Raw genomic sequence first — 22,819 nt, 5'->3', positions numbered from 1 at the left:
GGCCCGGCCCTGCGCGGGCCGCTCGCCCGGTGACGGCGTTCAGCCAATGCGTACCGCCGTGCCCGTCACCTCGATCCCGCTCGCCGGCTCGGCGGGAACGCCCACCGTGAGCAGGCTCGGACGCCCCATGTCCACGCCCTGGTGGATCGTCAGCACGGCGGGCAGGTCGACGAGTTCGAGCTCGCGCAGATAGCCGCCGAAGGCGGCGGCCGCCGCGCCGGTGGCCGGGTCCTCGACGACACCGCCGGGCGGGAACGGGTTGCGGGCGTGGAAGACGGTGTCCGACTCGCGGTGGACCAAGGCGACGGTCGCCCAGTCCCGGCGCGCCATCAGGGCGCCGAGCGCGGCCATGTCGTAGTCGAGGTCCGCGAGGCGCGTCCGGGCGGCGGCCGCGATCACCGGATGCCAGGCGCCGGCGTAGGCGGCCCGCGGCGGCAGGGCCGGGTCCAGGTCGGCCGCGTTCCAGCGCAGGGCGGCGAGCAGCTCGGCCAGGTCCTCGTCGGTGATCTTCTCGGTGCGGGGCGCGACGCTCACCAGGGTGGCCACGACGGAACCGTCCGGCCGGGCCGAGGTGGACACCGGCACCGGCCCGGCCTGGGTGTGCAGCAGCAGCTCGCCGACACCGTGCCGCTGCGCGTGGGCGACGGCGGTGGCGATGGTCGCGTGGCCGCAGAACGGCACCTCGGTCTGCGGGCTGAAATAGCGGATGTCGAGCGTCCCGTCGGCGCGCGGGACGGCGAACGCCGTCTCGGAATAGCCGACCTCCGCCGCGGTGGCGGCCATCGTCGCCTCGTCGATGCCTGCGGCGTTCAGCACCACACCCGCCGGGTTCCCGCCGAGCGGGTCGGTGCTGAAGGCCACGTAGCGCAGGATGTCCATCGCCCGAACGTATCCGCTCCGTCACGCAGGCGTCAAAGCCCTTCGAGGCGGCAGGAGTTGGCGCGAACGGGACCGAAAGAGGCCGGTCGCCGGGGTGTTCAGGCCCAGGTGAGCAGCCCGCCGGAGGCCGTGAGGCCCACCGCGAATCCCAGTGCGATTCTGCGGGCGCCCCGGCTGGGCCGTACCGCGTGGAAGTACCGCGGGTCGATCAGCAGCGCCTCGCCGACCCGCGGGGCGATCTCCAGGGACTCGGCGCCCCGCACCACCGCCTCGTCGTAGCCGTACGAGGCGGGCAGCCGGTACGCCTCGTCCTCCGGCTGCCAGCGGTGCCGCCACAGGACCGTCTCACCGCCCGAAGGAGGCACGCTGAGGTAGAGGTTGAAGGCGAACTGGCCGATCAGCGGCACGTCGAGGAGATCCTCCTCGTACTCGCGCAGCGAGTCGTCGAAGTGCACCCGGAAGCCGTCGTTGGGCTCCCTGGCCACGCCCGCGCCGAGCTCCCGCCCACCGCGGCGGCCGACCGCGACACCGCCCGGCCAGTGCGCGCCGAGCCCCTCCCGGCAGGCGAGAAAGGGATCGAAGGAGAGGCCGAGCCCCCGCCAGGCCTCGTGATGGCTCTCGAGCGCCGGCCAATAGCTGTCGGCGACGCCGCCGGCCGCCATGTGGTCGCTGACGCCCACGCCGAACCGCATCACCCGGGGCTGGACGCGGGCCTTGCCGTACGAGTCGAACTCCCGCTCCTCCAGCGCCGCGAGCACCTCCGCGCACCGCTCCGCGGACAGGAAACCGGGCACCCGGACCGCCGCGTACCGCCCGGCGGCGAGGCCGGTGAGCAGCCCCCTTGTGAAGGCGGGCGCGCAGGCGGCGCGGAAGAACGGATCGTGCAAGGCGGTCGGCGGCAGGTCCTGCGTGAAGTTCCCTGAGGTCATTCGTCGGCCCCCCGGCATTCAGAAAGACAGCGGAAAAGAGCGGCGCCTATCCGGTCTGCGCTCCACTGGTGGTGCGGAACGCGGTCTTCGCGTCGAGTTCGAGTGCCTGGCGTCCGGCCTCCAGGGCCTCCATCGCGACCTGCCGGCCGAACTCGGCCTGCATCTCCTCCAGCTCGCTCCCCGGTGCGCCCCACGTCAGGGACTCGTCGTCGTAGGGATCGGTGGGGCGAGAAGTCATCGGCGGACCTCCGAACGTTTCGGGAAGGGACGCGTCACACAGGGTGAGGCACCGTCAGGCTACGCGCAAGCCCACCGTGCCCGGTGAACTTTCGGGGCGGCCGCCGCGGAAAGGAGGTTTCAGGTCGGCATCTCCCGCACACGCTCCAGCGTTCCCCTGGCCTGCACCGACAACGGATGGTCCGAGGTCACCACCCGGTCGAGGTCGTGCACGAGTCCGCGCAGCGCGTTCACCGCTTCGGGTGTACGCCCTCGGATGCCCAGCAGCACGAGCACATGCGTGTAGCGCAGCCGCATCACCAGGTTGGAGTCCTGGGGCTGGGAGGCGTCCCGCAGCGCCCCCGAGATGACCTCCTCCGCCTCCTCGGCGCGGTCCTGGGCCAGCAGCGCGTGCGTGAGCGTCTCGCGCACCCGCAGCGTCTCGGGCGTGGCGGGCGGCCAGTGGTTGCGGCGGCTGATGGCCAGGATCTGCCGGGCCTCCGCCTCGGCCTCGGCGTGCGTGCCGAGGGCCAGCATGGTCCGGGCCAGGGTGTGGCGCACCACGAGCGTGTCGTAGTGCTCCGGGCCGCGGACCTGGTTCTCCGCCTCCACGATGGAACGCAGCAGGACCTCCGCCTCGCCCTCCCGCCCGGCCTGCTCGTTGATCGCGCGGGCCAGCTTGTGCCGGCTGGCGAGCGTGTCGGCGTCGTTCTCGCCCAGGATCGCGGTCCGCACCGCCACGACCCGGGTGAGCACCTCCTCGGCCAGGCTCAGCTGCTCCCGGTCGAGGTGGATGCGGCCCTGCTCGTGCCGCAGGCCGAGGATCTCCCGGTCGTCCGGGTCGAAGCCGTACGAGGCGCACCGCTCGACCAGCGGGAACACCAGCGCGTGGGCGGGACCGAGCAGTCCGGTGGCGATGAGGTAGCGGGCGGTCAGCCGGGCCAGCTCCAGGGCCTCGGTGCGCACGGTGCGGTCGTTGAACCGGAGGTCGCCGAGCAGGCAGGTCCGGGAGACCTCCAGCGCGTGCGGCGAAAGCGCCGCCCACAGCGGCCAGTTGGCAGGGTGGTCGGGATTGCGCAGGTGGGTGGCCGAAAGCAGCATGCGCAGCGCGAGACCGTAGTGGTCGGCGGGCCGCTTGCGCACCTCCTCGTCCTCGCGCAGCACGCCGTGGACCACCGGATGCAGGGTGAGGACACCGGACAGGTCGTGGTCGGTGACGCCCTCCCGCTCGTACGCGTCCACGAGACCGAGCTCCTCCAGGCCCTTGAGCGCGTCCCGCAGCGAGCCGGGCGTGCCGGGGAAGAGCGGGGACTGGGCGAGGGCCGGGCCGGAGAGCAGGCAGCGGTACGGGATGGGGGCGATGCTCAGGCAGGCGAAGACCTTCAACAGGGCCGGTGCCTGCGGCAGTTCGTGCTGGGTCAGCAGGTCCATGCCGATGCCGCAGACCTTCTCCACGATCTCCCGGCCCAGGAGTTCGGTGAGGTGCGGGCCGTCCTGGCCCGCGGGAGCGTCACCCCGGGGCTCGACCACGCGGTCGACCACACGGCGGAAGGTCTCGAAGTCCCTGATGTCGCTGTCCAGCCGGATCCGGCTCTCGTGCACGGCCTTGATCACGTCGGCGGCCTGGCGCAGGGCCAGCGGCAGCCCGCCCAGCTGCCGCGACAGACGGCGCGCGTCCTCGTTGGTGCCGCCGAGGCCACCGGTCCGCTCGAGCAGCATGGAGGCGCCGTCGTTCTCGTCCAGCGGCAGGACCTGGTGGATCCGGCTGGCGTCGCCCCAGGCGCTGCGGCTGCGCACCCGGCTGGTGACGATCACGGTGCCCTGGGCGTTCTTCGGCGTGCGCAGCCAGCCGGTGCCGTGGGCGACGGGCGCGTCGGGCGGGCCGAGCCGCTCCGGGTCGTCGGCGTTGTCGAAGATCAGCAGCCAGGGCTCGGGGCAGGCGTCGAGGAGCGTCCAGACCAGGTCCATGGCCGTGCCGACGAGCCAGGCCCGCTCCACCGTGATCGACGGGGCGCCCAGGTCGCGGGCGATCATCCGCATCCGGAGGCTGAGTTCGGGCGTCGACACCCACCAGACCCGGTGCCCGGCGCGCCGTGCGCGGTCGGCGGCCTCCAGGGCGATCCGGCTCTTCCCGGACCCGCCGAGCCCGGCCACCACGTGCACCTGCCGGCGGGCCTCCTCGGACAGCAGCGAGGCGACCAGGCTCAGCCGGTCCTTGCCCTTCAGCTGGCCGTCGGCCAGCCGCCCGTACGGCGGCGGCGGAAAGGCGGCGAGGTCCGGGTCGGGCAGCGGCGTCGGAGGGACGGCGGGGGAGGGTGCGAAGGGAGCGGGAGCGGCGGTGGGGCCTGTGTCGGAGACGAGACCGCTGGTGGCGGAGACGGCGGTGGTGGGGGCGAGAGGGCCGGTAAGGGGGCCGGGGCGCGTGGGCGAGGGCTCCGACGCCTCGTGCGCCGCGGCCTGCCGCTCCCGCTCGCGCTCCTCCCGGGCCTCCCGGGCCACCTCGAGCAGCGCGCGCTGCACGGCCTGGTACGTGGTGGCGGTGCGGTCGGCGGGCTGCACGATGCTGAAGTGGTCCGCGGTGACCACACCGCCCTTGGGGAAGACACCGCGCGCCACGACGGGCGGCACGATGTCGTCGGCCGCGCCTCCGTACGCCCGCACCGGTATGGGGCACTCCTTGTCGCTGAGCTCGCGGGCGTGCACCACCGAGCTCAGCACCGTGCGCTGCGCCTCGGTCACCGCCCGGTCGAAGGGCCGCAGCTGCTGCTCCTGCGGATTGCGCCAGAGCGTGAGCGCCTTGCGCACGGTGAGGAAGAAGCCGGAGCCGGTGTTGGGGCAGGCGAACATGGTGAAGTGCTTGATCCGCGCCAGCTCGCGGCCCTCGCCGTTCCACAGCTTCCGCGCCAGGAACCGCTGCACGACCAGACCGCCCTGGCTGTGGGTGACGAGCACGATCCGCTCGGCGTCGGCCAGTTCGGTCTCCAGGAAGGTCCCGAACTGGTCGGCGACGTCGTCGGTCTCCGCGACCCGGCGGTCGGGCCGCAGCCGGACGAGCGGGGAGTCGTACGAGAACGGGTGGACGCTGACCCAGCCGGCCAGTTCGGGGTCGCCGTCGACGAGCTCCTCGAACGCCTTCCAGACCTTCGCGGAGGAGAACAGCCCGTGCACCAGCACGAGGTGGACGCGCGTCGACGTCATCGCGAACCTCCGCAATCAGAAGGTGTGCTGAAGGAGAGTCAGTTCGATCGCAGATGAAGCAGTTGTCGCGTCAATGATGCACGAGGGGCGACCGAAGGGGCCATAACGAGACACACGGTCGCTGAAGGGAGAGAGCGGGCGGCCTGCCGTCCGGCGCCCGCGGCCCTGCCGTCCGGTGAGCCGTCCGGTACCGGCGGCCCTATCGTCCGGCGCCCGTGGACTCCTCGGCCGGCGTCGCGGAGGCGTCGCGCAGACCCAGTCGGAGGTGTTCGACGTGGAAGAGCGCCTGGTCGAGGAGTTCGGCGACATGGCTGTCGTACAGCGCGTAGACGATCGAACGGCCGTGACGCTCGCCGGTGACCAGGCCGAGGTTGCGCAGCAGTCGCAACTGGTGGGAACACGCCGAGGCCTCCATGCCGACGGCGTCGGCGAGGTCGCCGACCGAGCACGGGCCCTCCTGGAGCCGGGCCAGGATGTGCAGCCGCGAGGGCGTGGCGAGGGCCTGGAGGGTGGCGGCGACATCGGCGGTGCCGACGGCGTCGAGGCGCTCGCGCGTGGTGGCTTTGCCCGTGGTGGCGGTTCCGTGGCCCATGGAACCATCATACTGATGACATCTGAAGACCTGTTCATATGTTCCTGTATGGTGGCCGTGTTGCCCCGTCCGCCAGTGAAGGGTCCCTTTGTCATGTCTTCTGTGCTGGATCGGCGGCCCTCCCCGGCCGCCGGGCCGCGCTCCGCGCCGACGCGGCGCCGCACGCGGGTCCTCGCCCTGCCGGAGGCCCGCTGGGCCCTGGCGGCGCTGCTGCTGTTCCTCCTCGCCCTGCCGCTCCACCTGCTCGGCGCTCCGGCCTGGCTGTGGGGACCGTTGTTCGCCGCCACGTACGTCACCGGCGGCTGGGAGCCCGGCCTGCAGGGGCTGAAGGCCCTCGGGGACAGGACGCTCGACGTCGACCTGCTGATGGTGGTCGCGGCCCTCGGCGCCGCCGCGATCGGGCAGTTCCTCGACGGCGCGCTGCTGATCGTCATCTTCGCCGCCTCCGGCGCCCTGGAAGCGCTCGCGACCGCGCGGACCGCGGACTCCGTGCGCGGCCTGCTCGATCTCGCTCCCGCCACCGCGACCCGCCTCGCCGGCGCCGGGACCGAGCAGGGCGACGAAGTCGAGGAGACCGTCGAAGCCGCCCGGCTGGAGGTCGGCGACACGATCCTCGTACGGCCCGGGGAGCGCATCGGAGCCGACGGCCTCGTCCTCGCCGGGACGAGCGACGTCGACCAGGCCACGATCACCGGCGAACCGCTGCCGGTGGCCAAGCGCCCCGGGGACGAGGTGTACGCCGGCACCGTCAACGGCACCGGCGCCCTGCGCGTACGCGTCGGACGCGACCCGTCCGACTCGGTGATCGCGCGGATCGTGAGGATGGTCGAGGAGGCGTCCCGGACCAAGGCGCCCACCCAGCTGTTCGTCGAGAGGATCGAGCAGCGCTACTCCGTCGGGATGGTCGTCGCCACCCTCGCCGTCTTCGCCGTCCCGCTCGCGCTCGGCGACGACCTCGCGACGGCCCTGACCCGCGCCATGACGTTCATGATCGTCGCCTCGCCGTGCGCGGTCGTCCTCTCCACCATGCCGCCCCTGCTGTCCGCGATCGCCAACGCAGGGCGGCACGGCGTGCTCGTCAAGTCCGCCGTCGTCATGGAACGCCTCGGCCGGACCGACCTCGTGGCCCTCGACAAGACCGGCACCCTGACCGAAGGCACTCCGCGCGTCACCGACGTCCTGCCCGCGCCCGGCAGCGGCCTCGGCCCCGACGCCCTCCTCGGGCTCGCGGCCGCCGCCGAACACCCCAGCGAACACCCGCTCGCCCGCGCCGTCGTCGACGCCGCCCGCGAACGGCGACTGGTGTGGCCGGCCGCGCAGGACTTCGTGTCGCTCCCGGGCCTGGGCGTCTCCGCCACCGTCGACGGCCGCACCGTCCAGGTCGGAGCCCCGTCCCGCCTCCCGGCCGCCGACGCCCACGACGACGTGGTCGCCGCGCTGGAGGACGCCGGGCGGACCGCCGTCGTCGTACGGCGCGACGGCACGCCCGTCGGCGTGCTCGGCATCGCCGACCGGCCGCGGCCCGACGCGCGGGCGACCGTCGCCGCGCTCGCCCGGCTGACCGGCCGCGGCCCGGTGCTGCTGACCGGCGACAACGAGCGCGCGGCACGACACCTGGCCGCCGAGACCGGCATCACCGAGGTACGGGCCGGACTGCTGCCCGAGCACAAGGCGGCCGCCGTCCGCGCCTGGGAGGCCGAGGGCCGCCGGGTCCTCGTCGTCGGCGACGGCGTCAACGACGCGCCGGCCCTCGCCGCCGCCCACGCCGGGATCGCCATGGGCGAGGCCGGCTCCGACCTCGCCCTGGAGACCGCCGACGCCGTCGTCGTACGCGACGAACTGGCCGCCGTCCCCGCCGCCGTCGCCCTCGCGCGCCGCGCACGCCGTCTCGTCGTCCAGAACCTCGCGATCGCCGGAACGTTCATCACCGCCCTGGTCGCCTGGGACCTCGTCGGCACCCTGCCGCTCCCGCTCGGAGTAGCCGGACACGAGGGCTCGACCGTCGTCGTCGCGCTCAACGGCCTGCGTCTCCTGCGCGAAGCCGCCTGGCCCGGCACGGACCCCACCGCCCGACCCGCCGGCGACGCCGGGGCCTAGCCTCCGTCCTACCGCTCGCCGCCGCCGGTCATCGTCCGTGGGTGTGGAGGCGGGCCGCCCGGCGGGTCAGGTAGTCGCGTTCGGCGAGGTTGGGTGCCTTGTGGGCGGCCTCGGCGTACAGCCGCGCCGCCGTCGCCAGGTCCCCGTCGCGCTCGTGGAGATACGCCGCCGCCGCGGTGTGGCGGGGCAGCGAGGCGTCGAGGGCCGCGAGCGCCGCCAGGCCGGCGCGCGGGCCGTCGGCCTCGCCCACGGCCACGGCGCGGTTGAGCCGGACCACCGGGCTGTCGGTCAGCCGCAGCAGCTCGTCGTACCACTCGACGATCTGCACCCAGTCGGTCTCCTCGGCGGTGGGCGCGTCGGCGTGCAGCGCCGCGACGGCGGCCTGGGCCTGGAACTCGCCCAGCCGGTCGCGGGCCAGGGCCGCCTGAAGGATGCCGACGCCCTCGGCGATCGACGCCGTGTCCCACGCGCCGCGGTCCTGTTCGGCGAGCGGCACCAGACTCCCGTCCGGCGCCGTCCGGGAGGCGCGCCGGGCGTGGTGGAGCAGCATCAGGGCGAGCAGCCCGGCCACCTCGGGGTGGTCGATCCGGGCCGCGAGCTGCCGGGTGAGCCGGATGGCCTCGGCGGCGAGGTCCACGTCACCGGAATAGCCCTCGTTGAAGACGAGATAGAGGACGCGCAGCACGGTGGCGACGTCGCCCGGCCGGTCGAGACGCACACCGGAGACGGTGCGCTTGGCCCGGCTGATCCGCTGCGCCATGGTCGCCTCGGGCACCAGGTAGGCCTGCGCGATCTGCCGGGTGGTGAGGCCGCCCACGGCGCGCAGCGTGAGCGCGACCGCGGACGACGGCGTCAGCGACGGATGGGCGCACAGGAAGTAGAGGTGCAGCGTGTCGTCCACCGCGGGCGCGGGCCCGGGCGCCGGCTCCTCGTCGACGAGCTCCTCCCGCCGGCGGCGGGAGGCGTCCGCCCGGGTCGCGTCCAGGAACTTGCGCCAGGCCACCGTGACCAGCCAGCCCTTCGGGTCCCGCGGTGGGTCGGCCGGCCACCCGCGGACCGCCTCGACCAGCGCGTCCTGCACCGCGTCCTCGGCCGCCGCGAAGTCTGCTCCGCGACGGACGAGGACGGTGAGGACGCCCGGTGTGAGGCTGCGCAGCAGTGCCTCGTCCATCGAAGCGGTCACTCCGTGACGGTGGGCGCCGCGCTCAGGAACGGGCGCAGCTCCAGCCACTCGTGGATCGGCCTCCCGCCCGCGCCCGGGGCCGCCGACAGCTCACCGGCCAGCTCGACGGCGCGCTCGTGGCTGTCGACGTCGATCACCATCCAGCCGGCGATGAGGTCCTTGGTCTCGGCGAACGGCCCGTCGGTGACCGGCGGGCGCCCCTCGCCGTCGTAGCGGACCCAGGTCCCCTCCGGAGCGAGCGCCTGACCGTCGACGAACTCGCCGGTCTTCTCCAGCCGGGCCGCGAAGTCGTGCATGTACCGCATGTGCGCCGAGATCTCCTCGGGCGTCCACCGGTCCATGGGCACGTTGTTCACCGGAGCCGGAGCGCCGCGGTAGTGCTTGAGAAGCAGGTACTTGGCCATCGTGTCTCTCCTCGGTGCGTCGCGACCCATTGTGGCCGCGTTCACCCCTGGGACGGAGCGGGCCACGGATTCTCGACATCCCCGCCAGGATTTCCTCCGGAACTTTTTCCGCGCCCCGTGACAGGAGGCCCGGGCGGCCCCTGCTCCGTCCGGGCCGGGCCGTCGAGCGGGCCCGGGCACGGCGACGTAAGGTCCGGTACATGGCAGGGTCCACGGATGCGGACACCGAGGACGTCTTCGGCAGCGGGCAGATGGACGCCGTCCTCGCCGACGTCATGGGAGCCACCGGGGCCTCCATCGGTCTCGTCTACCTGCTGATTCCCGGCGACCGCATGCTGCGCCTGGTCCTGGTGTCCGGCGTGTCCCGGGAGATCGCCGGGCCCTGGGTCCGTATCCCGGCCGACGCTCCCATCCCGGTGGCCGACGCCATCCGCGACCGCCGGACGGTGTGGCTGGAGGGCCGGGAGGACATCGCCCACCGCTATCCGCGGCTCGGCATCGTCCTGCCGTACGAGTTCATGCTCGCGGCCCTGCCCATCGCCGACGACACCGCCGCCCAGGACACCACGGTGTGGGGCGGCATCGTCCTGCTGTGGCCGGTGTGGCATCCGCCCCAGCTCGACGCGCGCGAGCGCGCGGCGCTCGACGACTGCTCGCGGCGCGCCGCACGACTGCTGCGCCGGGCGGCCGACCAGGACCCGCCGCCGCCCCATCCCGCCGAGCCCCGCGTCGTGAGCCCGACCCGTCCCTCCGCGACGGACCCGGCGCTCGGCGCGGCGGCGGTCGGCTTCGCGGAGCGGCTGCCGGTCGGCTGCTGCGCCCTGGACCTGGACGGGCGCATCACCTTCCTCAACAGCGCCGCGGCCGAGCTGCTGAGCGCCGGCGCCGCCGCCCTGATGGGCAGGCGGCCCTGGGAGGTGCTGCTGTGGCTGAACGACCCGGCCTTCGAGGACCGCTACCGCGAGGCGGTGGTGGCCCGCCGCCCGACGTCGCTCGTCCTCACCCGCGGCCCGGCCACCCGGCTGCTGTTCACGCTGTACCCGGACACCACCGGCATCAGCGTCCACATCACCCGGCTCGAGGGCCCCGGCGAGGAGGAGGCGGCCGCGGAGAACGGCCCGCGGACCGTCACGGTGCCGCCGACGCCGGTCGAGGCAGTCGGAGCCTCCGCCGTGTACCAGCTGATGCACCTGGCGGCGTCCCTGACCGAGGCGGCCGGCGTCCACGAGGTCGTCGAACTCGCCGCCGACCAGATCGTGCCCGCCCTCGGGCCCCAGGGCTTCGTCCTGATGACCGTCGACGAGGGCCGGCTGCGGGTCATCGGCCACCGCGGATACGGCCGCGAGTTCATCGAACGCTTCGACCGCAAGCCGCTGACCGCCGAGGTCGCCGACGTCCAGGTGCTCGAGACCGGCCTGCCCGTCTTCTTCCCGACCTACGAGGACCTCCGCCGCGCCCACCCGACCGCGCCGCGCTACGAGAACCGCAACGCCTGGGCCTTCCTGCCGCTGATCGCCTCCGGCCGCCCCGTGGGCTCGATCATCCTCTCGTACGACCGGCCGCGGCCCTTCCCCTCGGCCGAGCGGGCCCTGCTGACCTCGCTGGCCGGCCTGATCGCCCAGGCACTCGCCCGCGCGCGGCTCTACGACGCCAAGCACTCCCTCGCCCACAGCCTCCAGAACCGGCTGCTGCCGCACCGCCTGCCGCCGGTCCCGGGCGTGTCGGTGGCCGCCCGCTACCTTCCGGCGGGCCACGGCATGGACATCGGCGGCGACTTCTACGACCTCATCCCGGCCACGCCCGCCACCGTCATCGCCGTCATCGGCGACGTGCAGGGCCACAACACCACCGCCGCGGCGCTCATGGGCCAGGTACGGACGGCCGTGCACGCCCACGCGACGGCGGGCGCGTCACCCGGCGACATCCTCGCCCGCACCAACCGGCTCCTGACCGAGCTCGACCCGGACCGCTTCACCAGCTGTCTGATCGCCGAGCTCGACCTCGCCCAGGGCCGCCTCCGGCTCGCGACCGCGGGACACCCGCCGCCGCTGCTGCGCCGGCCCGACGGCCGCACGGACGTCCTCGACATCACGCCCGGGCTGCTCCTCGGGATCACGCCGGAGGCGGAGTACGGGACGACCGAGCTGCCCTTCGCACCCGGCTCCGTCCTGGCCCTCTACACGGACGGCCTGGTGGAGGCGCCCGGCCTCGACATCGGCACCGCCATGGCGAACCTCGCCGACCGCCTCGCCCGGTCCCGGTCCGCGGATCTGGACGAGGTCGCCAGGAGTCTGACCGGCCACGCCGAACAGGTCGCCCACCGCATCGACGACGTCGCCCTCCTCCTCGTACGCCGCGAGCCCTGAGCCGGCCGTGTGGCGGAGTCGCCGAAGGCGCGAGGTGATGACGGCCGTTCGGCTGGTGGATGCGACGCGTGTCGGGAGCGCCGCGCGCCGCGCGGCTAGCGTCGTGATCATGCAGGTCACAGAAGTGACGACTGCTCGTCCCCGGCTTTGTGAGGCGTGTTCTCCATGACCCTGTCCATTCGTAACCAGCTGCCCGGCACCGTCACCGACGTGACCTCCGGCGAGGCCATGGCGTCCGTGAAGGTGCGCCTGTCCGGCGGGCAGGACATCACCGCCGCGATCACCGCCGACGCCGTCACCGACCTCGGCCTGGCCGCCGGCTCCGCGGTGAAGGCGCTGGTGAAGTCCACCGAGGTCGCCCTCGCGACGGGCCCGGTCGACGGCATCTCCATCCGCAACCAGCTCGCGGGCTCGGTCACCGAGGTGTCGACCGGTGGCGCCATGGGCTCGGTGAAGGTCTCCGTCGAGGGCGGCGAGCTGACCGCCGCGATCACCAAGGACGCCGTCGAGGACCTCGGCCTGGCGGCCGGCACGTCCGTCGTCGCGCTGATCAAGGCGACCGAGATCTCCCTCGCCTCCGCCTGACCGCCCGCCGTGACGCCGTGCCACCGGCCGGTCCGGTGGCGCGGCGCCGGCCACGGAGCGGACCTGGGGTAAAGCGCGGGAAAAGTCCTGCCGGACCCGCTGCGGTTCCCGCACGGAGCGTTTCGGCCGTCTTGACGCGTTCTTGACGTCCCCCGGCCCCGTCACGGCGTGTCGGAACAACGGATTCCGCACCGGACGAGGCATTGACCTGCGGTTCCGCCCGGGCTTCCATTCAGCCCGGGAGCCACGGACCACCTGATCACCAGCCGCCTCGGAGGCGATACCGCTCCCGCTCGGAAACACCTCTCGTACCGATCGGAACCGCCTGATGACCGACACCCTCAGCGCACCGCACGCCCTGGCACCGCAGACGGAACCCGTGCCGCAGAAACTCAAGCGTTCCATCGGTGTCGTGGGCGGCACGCTGCTGACGCTGTCGTGCGTGACGCCCGCCTCGACCCTCTTCGTGGTCGTCCCGGACCTCTTCGAGGGAGTCGGCACCTACGCCGCCCTGACCATCGCGATCGGCTCGCTGCTCTGTATCGGCGTGGCGTTCTGCTACTCCGAGCTCGGCACCCTGATCCCGAGCGCGGGCGGCGAGTACGCCATCGTCTCCACCCTGTCGGGCCGCCTGGCCGGCTGGCTGGTGTTCGTGCTGTCCCTGCTGGTCGTGATGATCGTGCCACCCGTGATCGCCATGGGAACCGCCGACTACCTCGCACCGCTGGTGCACATCCCGGCCCCCGTCGCGGGCGCCGGCGTGATGCTCCTCGCCACCCTCGCGGGCCTGCTCGACCTGCGCGCCAACGCCTGGATCACCGGCATCTTCCTCGTGCTCGAGGTGGTCGCCGCGGGCATCGTCGCGATCCTCGGCTTCGCCCACTCCGAGCGCGGCGCCGGCGCGCTGGTGCACGGCCAGGTCGTGGGCGAGGGCGGCGGGCACTCGCTCGTCACCGGCGCCATGGTCGTCTCCGGACTCGCCATCGCCCTCTTCGTCACCCAGGGCTTCTCGACGGCCGTCTACCTCTCCGAGGAGCTGGAGAACCCGCGCCGCACCGTGGCCCGCACCGTGCTCGCCACCCTGGCCATCTCCACCGCCGTCATCCTGGTGCCCGTCGTCGCCATCACGCTCGGCTCCGGTGACCTCGAGACGCTGGCCGGCGGTGACATCAGCGGCATGATCACCGCCTGGTCCAACTCCGCCGTCGGCACCTTCATCAGCCTCTGCGTCGCGCTGGCCATCATCAACGCCGGCATCGTCATGGTCATCCAGAACTCCCGCGTGCTGTTCGCCTCCGCCCGCGACAAGGCCTGGCCGGAGCCGGTCAACAACGCCCTGTCCCGCCTCGGCCGCTTCGGCTCCCCGTGGGTGGCCACCCTCGTCGTGGGCGTGCCCGGCGCGGCCCTGTGCTTCGTCAACCTCGACACCCTCTACGGCGTCACCGGCGTCTCCGTCACCGGCATGTACCTGCTGGTCGCGGTCGCGGCGCTGTTCAGCCGCCGGGGCGCGCACCGCGAGGTCGCCGCCTGGCGGATGCCGCTGTGGCCGGCGGTGCCGCTGCTGCTGATCGGCGTCCTGGCCTACGTGCTGTACATGCAGGACACCGAGTACCTGCTGTGGACCGGCGGCATCACCGCCGTGGCCACCCTCTACTGGGCGCTGTACCTGCGGCCGCGCCGCGACACCCGCTGGCTGGTCAGCATCCCCGAGGACGAGCAGGCCTGATTCCGCCCGCGAACGCCACGTGATCACCCCGGAAGGCCGGGGCGGCTCCCGCCGCCCCGGCCTTCCGCGTGTGCCTCGGGCGCCGCCGCGGCGGCTCAGACCGCGGGCTCGGCGGCCTTGGTGACGTCGGACGTGGTGACGTCGGGCGTGGTGACGTCGGGCGTGGTGACGTCGGGCGTGGCGACCACCGGCGCGGCGGGAGCCTGTCCGGCGGGAGCCTCCCGGCGCGCCCGCAGGCCGAACCGGGCGATGACCGCCACCAGGGCGAAGGCCACCGCGCCGACCCAGAAGGTGAGGGTGAAGCCGGACTCCGCGGGCAGCGCCGGCACGCCGGCCGGGAGGTGCTCGATGGTCTGCGAGGCCAGGATCGTGGTCACGACGGCGCTGCCGATCGCGCTGCCGGTGGAGCGGGAGATGGAGTTGATGCCGTTGGCGATGCCGCTCTGGTGGTGCGGCACGCTCGCCATGATCACGGCGGGCATGGCCGCGTAGCCGAAGCTGACGGCCGCGCCGACGACGACACCGGCGCCGATCACCGAGGCGGTGTGCGCGTGGTCCAGGGCGAGCCAGGCGAAGCCCAGGGCGCCCAGACCGGCGGCGAGGGCCAGTGCCGTACGCGGGCCGCGATGGCGGACGAGCTGGCCGCCGACGGGCGAGGCGAGCAGCGACACGATGGCGCCGGGCAGCAGGAACTCCACCGAGGCGCGCAGGATGGACGCCCCGAAGCCGTAGCCGGTGAGGGCCTCGGGCATCTGGGCGAGGTAGGAGACGCCGAGGAAGTTGGCGAACATGCCGAAGCCGACGAGCACGCCGGCCAGGTTGGCCATGAGGACGGGCCGGTGCACGAACATGCGCATGTCGACGAGCGGCTCGCGGACCTTGAGCTCGGTGAGGACCCAGACGACGGTCATGACGGCGGCGCCGGCGAAGGACCCGAGCGTGCGGGCGGAGGTCCAGCCCCACTCGTGGCCCTGGGAGACGGGCAGCAGGAGCAGCAGCAGCGTGATGCCGAGGGTCAGCGCGCCGAGGAAGTCGGTGCGGCCGCCGGTCTTGTGGCGGGTGGCCGGGACCAGGAACACCACGGCGAGCAGGGCGAGGGCGGCGAAGCCGGTCGCCATCCAGAAGGCGTTGCGGTAGTCCGCGCCGGAACCGGAGGTGAGCAGACCGGTCGCGACGAGCGCGAGGCCGCTGCCGAAGGCGAGGGTGCCGCTGACCAGCGACATGGCGCCGGGCAGCTTCTGCGGGCGCACCTCCTCGCGCAGCACGGACAGGGCGAGCGGGAAGATCGCGGTGGCGGCGCCCTGGAGGACGCGGCCGACGATGAGCAGCGGCAGTGAGCTCGCGAGGGCCGCGACGACCGAGCCGGCGACCATCACGCCGAGGACGGCCACCAGGGTGGGCTTCTTGCCGTGCTGGTCTCCGAAGCGGCCGAGCAGCGGCGTGAAGACGGCGGCGGACAGCAGCGTGGCCGTGGTCACCCAGCTGACGTTCGCGGCGGAGGTGCCGAGGTCGGTGCGGATGAGGCCGAGGATCGGGACCGGCAGGGTCTGCATCATCGACACGACCATGGCGGCGAGGCTCAGCGCGAAGACGATGACCGTCTCACGGCGCTGTCCGTTGACGGGCGGGGTGGCGTTGCTCATGGGGGCAGGACCTTCTCAGTGCTTCAGGGCCTAGATGTTTGACGTCATCAAGTACCTCGCCGACAGTAGGCGGAGATACTTAAGCTGGTCAAGTAAATAATTGATAATGTGAAACACCTTGAGTACGCTCCAGGCATGAGCCCGACCACCCAGGCGAACCCCACCAAGCCGCAGCTCCTGGAGCTGCTCGCCGCCATCGGCACGGCCCAGTGGCGCGACTTCGCGGCCGCCGCGACCCACCAGGGACTGACTCCCACCCAGGCCAAGCTCCTGGCCCAGCTCGACGGCCCGCTGCCGATGCGCGCCCTGGCCACCCTCCTCGTCTGCGACGCGTCCAACGTGACCGGCATCGTGGACCGTCTGGAGGCGCGCGGACTCGTGCGCCGCGAGCCCGACCCGGCCGACCGGCGCGTCAAGAACGTGGTCGTGACGGACGAGGGCCGCGAGACCGTCCGGCGCGTCCGCGAGGAGATGCAGACCACCCACGGCGCCCTCGACACCCTCACCCCGGCCGAGAGCGGCACCCTCTACGCCCTCCTGCAGCGCCTGCGCCCGGGCATGGAGAAGAGCGGCTGACCAGGCCCCGACCGGCTCCGCCTGCGGCCCGGCCCGGCACGTCCGCCGGCCGGGCCGCGGGCAGAGCCCGTCAGCCCCGCGCCGGCGGGATCTCCTGCTCGCCCCAGATCGTCTTGCCGCTGCGGCTGTAGCGGCTGCCCCAGCGGGTGGTCAGCTGCGCCACCAGGAACAGTCCCCGGCCGCCCTCGTCCGTCAGCCGCGCCCGCCGCATCCGGGGATGGGTGGCGCTCGGGTCCGAGACCTCGCAGATCAGCCGCCCGGCGCGGATCAGCCGCACGTCGACCGGCCCTCCCGCGTACCGGATGGCGTTGGTGACCAGTTCGCTCAGCACCAGCTCCGTGGTGAACACCAGCTCCTCCAGGCCCCACTCCCGCAGCCGCGCCGCGGCGGCCTCGCGCACCGGGCCGACCGCCGCCGGATCCGCCTCCACCCGCCACGAGGCCGTGTCCTCGAAGGCCACGGCCCGGGTACGGGCGAGCAGCAGCGTGACGTCGTCGTCGAGCCCGTCGGCCGGCCGGCCCGCGACGATCTCCCGGCCGAGCAGGCGCAGCGGCAGGTCGAGGGCGCCGGGCCGGGACAGACAACCGGCCAGATCGGCCATGCCCGCGTCGAGGTCGCCGTCGAGCCGCTCGATCAGCCCGTCGGTGTAGAGCGCGAGGACGCTGCCCGGGGCCAGCTCGACCTCCGTCGCCTCGAAGGGCAGACCGCCCACGCCCAGCGGAGGACCCGGGTCGACCTGCAGAAAGGACACGCTGCCGTCCGGCTCCGCGAGCGCGGGCGGCGGGTGGCCGGCGGACGCCACCGTGCACCGCCGCGAGACCGGGTCGTAGACGGCGTACGCGCAGGTCGCGCCGGCGGGCGAGGAGGGATGGCGGATGCGCCAGGCGTCGTCCGGATCGCCCTCGGTGTCCTCGCCGGCCGTCTCCTCCGGCTCCGCGAGGAGCTGGGTGACCAGGTCGTCGAGGTGCGCGAGCAGCTCGTCCGGTTCGAGGTCGAGGTCCGCCAGCGTCCGGACGGCCGTGCGCAGCCGGCCCATGGTGGCCGTGGCCGCGAGACCGTGGCCGACCACGTCCCCGACGACCAGGGCGACCCGCCCGGAGGACAGCGGGATCACGTCGAACCAGTCCCCGCCGACCCCCGTCTTGGTGTCGGCCGGCAGATAGACGCCGGCCGTGGCCGCCGCCACCGTCTCGGTCTGGGTGGGCGGCAGCATGCTCCGCTGGAGACCCACGGCCGCGCGGTGCTCGCGGGTGAAGCGGCGGGCGTTGTCCAGCGCGAGGGCCGCCCGGTCGGCGATCTCACGCAGTAGGTCCCGGTCGGCCGTCTCGTACGGGCCGTGCTCGGCGCCCCGGCCCACCGACACCCGGCCCAGCGGCACGCCCCGTGCGCGCAGCGGCGCCGTCATGCTCACCGGATGCCCGCCGACCACCACCCCGTCCGCCGCCCCGGCCCCGGCCTCGGCCCCGCCCTCGTCCAACGCCACCAGGACCACGTCCGGTGCCTCGCCGGCGCCGCCGGCCCCGGCACCCTCGGCCGCCTCGGTCGCGGGCTCGCCCGCCACGGCGGTACGCCGCAACGGCAGCCGCCCGTCGCGGTCGGGCACCGGTTCCTCGCCCTGGGGCACCGCGTCCGCGATCTCCACCAGCGCGAGCTCGCCGAGCCCCGGCACCAGGGCGTCCGCCAGCTCCCGGCCGATCTCCGCGACCGACAAGGTCCCGCCGACCCGGGCCGTGGCCCCGTGCAGCAGCGCCAGCCGCGCGCCCGAGCGGCGCAGCTCGGTCACGTCCGTGAAGAGCGCGGTCAGCCCGAGGACCCGCCCGTCGGGCGCCTGCAGACGGAACGCCGAGATCGCGATGATCACACCGCCGGCCGGGTCGTCGAGGGTCCGCAGCAGCTCCTCCGCCTGGATCAGCGGCCGGCCCGTCGCGAGGACCCGGTGCAGCTTCTCCTCGACCGCGGCCGCGTCCTGGGCCCACAGGAAGTCGCCCAGCCGCCGCCCGCTCAGATCGGACGGCACACCGGTGTACGGCAGGAGATGGGTGTTGGTCCGCAGCAGCCGCAGCGCCGGGTCGAAGACCGCGAGCCCCACCCCGTCCTGCAGGAACAGCTCCCGCACGAAGGCCCGGTCCTGGTGCCAGCCGGTGACCAGCGACGCCGGGGCCGCCAGCACGAAACAGCCCGCCCCGCCGCCCACCGCGGGCCCCGGACCGCCGGCCGCCGCGCCGTCGCCCGCGAGGTCGAAGGTCTGGAAGACCACCGGCAGTTCCTCGCCCCGCGCCGAGCGCAGCACCGTCTCGCCGCCCCGGACCCCGCCCGCGTACGCCTGCGCCAGCGCCGGCCACACCGCCGGGTCCGCGAGCAGCGCACGCGCCGGAACGCCGACGACGTCGGCGGCCGGCCGCCCCAGCAGCGCCTGGGCCTCCGGCGTCCAGCCGGCGATCCGCCCACGGCCGTCGACCAGGGCCCCGGCGCTGTACTCGGCGTAGGGCAGGATGCCGGCACCCGGGTCCGGGAGACCGTTCACGGCGTCACCTCCTCCGCGCCGTCCGCTCCGCCGCCCCCCGGCCCCGGCCGGGACCGGGCGATCAGGAGGGCGACGTCGTCATGGTCGTCGGGGCCCCGCAAGGCGCCGAGCAGCAGGTCACAGGTCTCCTCCAGGGGCCGCGACGGGCCGTCGAGCAGCCCGGTGAGGGCCGCGAGGCGCACATCGATGTCCTGGTCACGGGTCTCGACCAGACCGTCGGTGTACAGCACCAGCTCGTCACCCGCCGCGAACGGGATCTCCCTGGTCTCGAAGGGCACGCCGCCCACTCCCAGCGGCGCGCCGGTGGGAAGGTCGACCAGCCGGGCCGGGCCGTCCGCCGGGACGTGCACGGGTGGCGGATGCCCCGCGTTGGCGATCCGGCAGCTCCTGCGCCGCGGGTCGTACACCGCGTACACACAGGTGGCCATGGCCTCGCCCAGGTCGGCGACCGTCCGGTCCAGGTGCGTGAGCACCACGGACGGCGCGAGACCGAGCCCGGCGAGCGTCCGCGCCGCGGTGCGCACCTGGCCCATCGTCGCCGCGGCGTTGATGCCGCTGCCCATCACGTCTCCCACCACCAGCGCGGTCTTGCCGTCCGCCAGCGGGATCGCGTCGAACCAGTCCCCGCCGACCTCGACCGCAGCGGAGGCCGGCTGATAGCGGTAGGCCGCCTCCAGGCCGTTCAGCAGCGCCGGACCGTGCGGCAGCAGATGGCGCTGCAACGCGAGCGCCGCCTGGCTCTGCTGCCGGTACCAGCGCGCGTTGTCGATGGCGACCGCCGCCCGGGCGGCCAGTTCCCCGGCCAGCAGGACGTCGTCGCGGTCGAACGGCAGCGAGTTGCGCGTCCGCTTGAGGTCGAGCACCCCGAGCACCACGCCCCGGGCCCGCAGCGGCACGGCGAGGTACGAGTGGACGCCCGCCTGCCGCAGCAGCGCCGCGGCGGGCGGGTCCCGGGCGATCCGGGCCATGTCGCCGTCCGTGACGTGCTCGACCAGCACCGGCCGGCCGGTGCGCGCACAGCGGGTGACCAGCCGCTCGGCGCCGTAACGCGCCGGGGTGCCGACCGGGTCGGCGGCCTGCCGCGCCGGCGTCGGATACGCGGCCTCCACCGCGAGCGCGCGGAACACCGCCGGCCCCGAGGACTGCGTCGCCGTCCCGCCCCGGTGCGGGCCGCTCAGGATGTCCTCCAGCACGTCCACGGCCGCGATGTCGGCGAACTCCGGCACCACCAGATCCGCCAGTTCGTGCGCCGTCAGGTCCAGGTCCAGCGTGGTGCCGACCTTCTCGGACGCGTGCGCGATCACCGCCAGGCGGCGCTTGGCCCGGGCGGCCGCCCGCGCCGCCCGGTGCTGGTCCGTGACGTCCACGACCGACGCGGCGACCCCGACCACCCGCCGGCCCCGCGTCTCCAGGCGGTACAGCGCCATCGACCACACCGGCTCCTCGCCGTCGGCGCCGACGGGCCCCCGCACGCTCCTGTCCGGCACCGGCACGCCGGTCTCCAGGACCTCCCGGAACGCCGCCTCCACCGCCTCGGCGTCCGGCGACGGCACGGCCTCGCCGAACGTGCGCCCCAGATGAGCGGCGGCCGGCCGGCCGTCGATCCGCTCGAGGGCCGGATTGACCAGGACGAACCTGAGGTCGAGGTCCAGCACGGCCAGGCCCACGGGGGAGTGGGCGACCAGCCGCGAGGACAGCGCGAGATCCTGCTCCACCCGGCGCACGGTCGCCCGGTCGGCGGCCAGACCGAGCGCGTAGAGCCGCCCGTGGTCGTCCTCCAGACGGGTGTTGCGGAACTCGACCGGGACCGTACGGCCGTCCTTGTGGCGCACCGGGAAGACACCGGCCCACGGCGTGTTCCCCGAGATCACCCGGTCGAACAGGGACAGCACCAGGTCCTGGTGACGCTCCTCGACCAGCAGGGTGACGGCCGGCCGGCCGAGCGCCTCGGCCGCCGGGTATCCGAGGACCGTCTCCGCCTGCGGGCTCCACAGCACGATCCGCCCCTGCGCGTCCAGGACGACGGCGGCCACTCCGAGAACGTCGAGCAGCCCGCCGGGTTCCATGGCGAACTCGGCGCTCGCCGCATCCGGGTCGGCCGGAAGATCCGCCGTGCTCATCCAGACCGCATCCCTCCTCCGTCCCATGGGTCCCCTCCATCATCCTGGTGCCTCACGCATCGCGCGATCGCGACGGCGCGGCGTGGCCGGGAGCTGCCTGGGCGGGCGGGAGCAGAAGGGCTCGAGGCGGGGAGACGTCAGGCGGGTCCGAGGCCGGGCGCGCCCCAGACCGGGAACCAGCGCTCCAGGTCCGGCTCCATCGCGAGATCGCCCGCGAGCAGGGCTCTGACCTGGAGTTCCAGGGCGTTGTCGCGGGACTCCGCGCCGTCCGAGCGCGGCGCGAACGGGTAGAAGGTGCCGCGCTTGTAGAGGTAGACGAGCGCCAGGTCGTGGCCACGGTGGTCCTCGTCCGCCGGGCCGGCCCGGAACGCGGTCAGTGAGCACAGCAGCTGAGGACCGAATCCGGCCTCCTGGAGCAGGGTGTTCACGGCGTGGAGGTCGTTGACCAGGGCCACGAGGTCGTCGGCCGGGCGGCGCGCGGAGAGCCAGGTGTAGCCGTACGCGTCCCGGGTGAACGCCACGGGAGCGGCTCCCGCGCCCTCGTCCACGTCGAGCAGCTCCCGTACCTCCTCCTTGAGCCGGGTGAAGGCGCCGCCCTCCACGCCCGCGAAGCAGACCGAGCCGGCGCCCGTCGGGACGTGGCCGGTGCCCGCCTGAAGGGTCAGCGCGGCGGCGGGCAGCGCGAAGAGCCGGTCGAGGTCGGGCCGTACCGGCCTGCTGCGCCCGAGCAGGGTGTCCAGGAGTCCCATGGCCGTCGTCAGCCTCCGTCCGCGTGGTGCTGCTTCTCCTCAGGCGCCGCCGAGCCCGGCCGAGATCCGGGCCAGCTGGTCGAGCCGCTGTTCCAGGGTGGGGTGGGTGGACAGCAGCCGGCTCAGGCTCTCCTTCGAGGAGAAGGCCGGCGCGAACCAGAACGCGTTGTACGGCTCCGCCTTCCGCAGGTCCCGCGTCGGGATCCGCGCCATCTCGCCGCTGACCTTGGTCAGCGCCGAGGCCAGGGCCGAGGGCCGGCCGGTGAGCAGCGCCGCGGCCCGGTCGGCGGCCAGCTCGCGATAGCGCGAGAGCACCCGGGTCAGCAGGAAGCTGAGCACGTAGACGGCGCCGCTGACCACGGGAACCAGGATCACGGCCGCGGCGGCGTTGCTGTCCCGGCTCCGGCCGACACCGCTGTAGAGCGCCACCCGGGTCATCATCCCGGCGAGGACGCCGAGGAACGAGGCGACCGTCATCACCGCGACGTCCCGGTGCGCCACGTGTGACATCTCGTGGGCGAGGACGCCCTCCAGCTCGTCCGGCTCCAGGCGGCGCAGCAGCCCGGTCGTGACACAGACCAAGGCGGTCTTCTCGCCGCGGCCGGTGGCGAAGGCGTTGGGCACGTCGCTGTCCGCGATCGCCACCCGCGGCTTCGGCATGTCGGCGAGGGCGCAGATCCTGTCCACCGTGCCGTGCAGCCCCGGAGCCTCCTCCCGGGTGACGTCCCGCGCGCCCATGCCCAGCGCGGCGACCTTGTCGCTGAACCAGAACTGCCCGACGAACAGCGCGCCCGCCACCAGCAGGACGACGGGCCAGGACCCGCGCAGCAGCACCGTCAGGACGCCGACGAAGACCACGTACAGCAGCCCGATCAGGAACATCGTCGTCGCCATGCGGGCGGAGAGTCCCCGGTCAGGGGCGTAGCGCGACCGCGACCGACTTCCGGCCATCCCGGCACCCTCTTCCGGCTCCACGGCCCGTCCGGTTCGTTGACGCCTGAACCGTCCGTGCCTCCTCCTGCCAGTGTGCGC

17 protein-coding genes are annotated in these 22,819 nt (G+C 74.0%); 5 read left to right on the top strand and 12 right to left on the bottom strand.

The features are described 5' to 3' along the window. Positions 1-39: 39 nt before the first annotated feature. The 5 genes from ACIGO8_RS30430 to ACIGO8_RS30410 form a co-directional block, all read right to left on the bottom strand. Positions 40-879 carry a PhzF family phenazine biosynthesis protein gene (locus ACIGO8_RS30430; RefSeq protein ID WP_399737353.1) on the bottom strand — a complete coding sequence of 280 codons (840 nt, stop codon included), beginning with the start codon at positions 877-879 and terminating at the stop codon, positions 40-42. Between the two features lie 98 nt (positions 880-977). After that, complete coding sequence (locus tag ACIGO8_RS30425; protein ID WP_399737351.1) at positions 978-1,808, bottom strand: proline hydroxylase; 831 nt, start codon at positions 1,806-1,808, stop codon at positions 978-980. A gap of 46 nt (positions 1,809-1,854) precedes the next feature. Next, positions 1,855-2,046 (bottom strand): hypothetical protein, encoded by a 192-nt coding sequence (locus tag ACIGO8_RS30420; RefSeq protein ID WP_399737349.1) that lies wholly within the window; start codon positions 2,044-2,046, stop codon positions 1,855-1,857. Between the two features lie 119 nt (positions 2,047-2,165). After that, the gene (locus ACIGO8_RS30415; protein ID WP_399737347.1) at positions 2,166-5,222 is read right to left on the bottom strand and encodes a tetratricopeptide repeat protein; all 3,057 of its coding nucleotides are present in this window, start codon (positions 5,220-5,222) and stop codon (positions 2,166-2,168) included. A gap of 199 nt (positions 5,223-5,421) precedes the next feature. Next, positions 5,422-5,814, bottom strand: coding sequence for an ArsR/SmtB family transcription factor (locus ACIGO8_RS30410; protein ID WP_399737345.1), 393 nt, complete (start codon positions 5,812-5,814; stop codon positions 5,422-5,424). 93 nt (positions 5,815-5,907) lie between these two features. Here ACIGO8_RS30410 and ACIGO8_RS30405 point away from each other — a divergent pair, with 93 nt between their 5' ends. Next, positions 5,908-7,911 (top strand): heavy metal translocating P-type ATPase, encoded by a 2,004-nt coding sequence (locus ACIGO8_RS30405; RefSeq protein WP_399737343.1) that lies wholly within the window; start codon positions 5,908-5,910, stop codon positions 7,909-7,911. 28 nt (positions 7,912-7,939) lie between these two features. Here the strand turns inward: ACIGO8_RS30405 and ACIGO8_RS30400 are convergent, their stop codons facing one another. Both ACIGO8_RS30400 and ACIGO8_RS30395 read right to left on the bottom strand, forming a co-directional pair. Then, a complete protein-coding gene (locus ACIGO8_RS30400) occupies positions 7,940-9,082 on the bottom strand; it encodes an RNA polymerase sigma factor (protein WP_399737439.1) in 1,143 nt (380 codons plus the stop codon). A gap of 8 nt (positions 9,083-9,090) precedes the next feature. Beyond that, entirely contained in the window at positions 9,091-9,498 is a 408-nt protein-coding gene (locus ACIGO8_RS30395; RefSeq protein ID WP_399737341.1) for a YciI family protein, read from the bottom strand. A 200-nt stretch (positions 9,499-9,698) separates the two neighbouring features. Between ACIGO8_RS30395 and ACIGO8_RS30390 the strand changes: the two genes are divergently transcribed. The 3 genes from ACIGO8_RS30390 (at position 9,699) to ACIGO8_RS30380 (ending at position 14,175) form a co-directional block, all read left to right on the top strand. Next, positions 9,699-11,864: a SpoIIE family protein phosphatase gene (locus ACIGO8_RS30390; RefSeq protein ID WP_399737339.1), complete on the top strand. Its 2,166-nt coding sequence runs from the start codon at positions 9,699-9,701 to the stop codon at positions 11,862-11,864. 165 nt (positions 11,865-12,029) lie between these two features. Then, complete coding sequence (locus ACIGO8_RS30385; RefSeq protein ID WP_399737337.1) at positions 12,030-12,449, top strand: molybdopterin-binding protein; 420 nt, start codon at positions 12,030-12,032, stop codon at positions 12,447-12,449. Positions 12,450-12,777: 328 nt separating this feature from the next. Further along, the gene (locus ACIGO8_RS30380) at positions 12,778-14,175 is read left to right on the top strand and encodes an APC family permease (RefSeq protein WP_399737335.1); all 1,398 of its coding nucleotides are present in this window, start codon (positions 12,778-12,780) and stop codon (positions 14,173-14,175) included. A 95-nt stretch (positions 14,176-14,270) separates the two neighbouring features. Here the strand turns inward: ACIGO8_RS30380 and ACIGO8_RS30375 are convergent, their stop codons facing one another. Continuing rightward, a complete protein-coding gene (locus ACIGO8_RS30375) occupies positions 14,271-15,818 on the bottom strand; it encodes an MFS transporter (protein WP_399737333.1) in 1,548 nt (515 codons plus the stop codon). A 135-nt stretch (positions 15,819-15,953) separates the two neighbouring features. Here ACIGO8_RS30375 and ACIGO8_RS30370 point away from each other — a divergent pair, with 135 nt between their 5' ends. Beyond that, positions 15,954-16,394 carry a MarR family winged helix-turn-helix transcriptional regulator gene (locus ACIGO8_RS30370; protein ID WP_399737331.1) on the top strand — a complete coding sequence of 147 codons (441 nt, stop codon included), beginning with the start codon at positions 15,954-15,956 and terminating at the stop codon, positions 16,392-16,394. A gap of 70 nt (positions 16,395-16,464) precedes the next feature. On the opposite strand, the gene ACIGO8_RS30365 is transcribed toward ACIGO8_RS30370, so the two are convergent. The 4 genes from ACIGO8_RS30365 to htpX form a co-directional block, all read right to left on the bottom strand. Further along, positions 16,465-18,918 carry a SpoIIE family protein phosphatase gene (locus ACIGO8_RS30365; RefSeq protein WP_399737329.1) on the bottom strand — a complete coding sequence of 818 codons (2,454 nt, stop codon included), beginning with the start codon at positions 18,916-18,918 and terminating at the stop codon, positions 16,465-16,467. Next, positions 18,915-21,038: a SpoIIE family protein phosphatase gene (locus ACIGO8_RS30360; protein WP_399737327.1), complete on the bottom strand. Its 2,124-nt coding sequence runs from the start codon at positions 21,036-21,038 to the stop codon at positions 18,915-18,917. The genes ACIGO8_RS30365 and ACIGO8_RS30360 overlap by 4 nt, the downstream gene beginning before the upstream one ends. Positions 21,039-21,175: 137 nt before the next feature. Beyond that, entirely contained in the window at positions 21,176-21,787 is a 612-nt protein-coding gene (locus ACIGO8_RS30355) for a hypothetical protein (protein WP_399737325.1), read from the bottom strand. A gap of 39 nt (positions 21,788-21,826) precedes the next feature. Next, on the bottom strand, positions 21,827-22,738 hold the full coding sequence (gene htpX / locus ACIGO8_RS30350; RefSeq protein ID WP_399737323.1) for a zinc metalloprotease HtpX: 912 nt from the start codon (positions 22,736-22,738) through the stop codon (positions 21,827-21,829). Positions 22,739-22,819: the final 81 nt, after the last annotated feature.

The sequence above is a fragment of the Streptomyces sp. NPDC053493 genome (genome assembly GCF_044544825.1).
In the GTDB taxonomy this organism is placed as follows: Bacteria; Actinomycetota; Actinomycetes; order Streptomycetales; family Streptomycetaceae; genus Streptomyces.
Note: the sequence above shows the minus strand (reverse complement) of the source record. Positions and strands in the feature narration are given on the sequence as shown.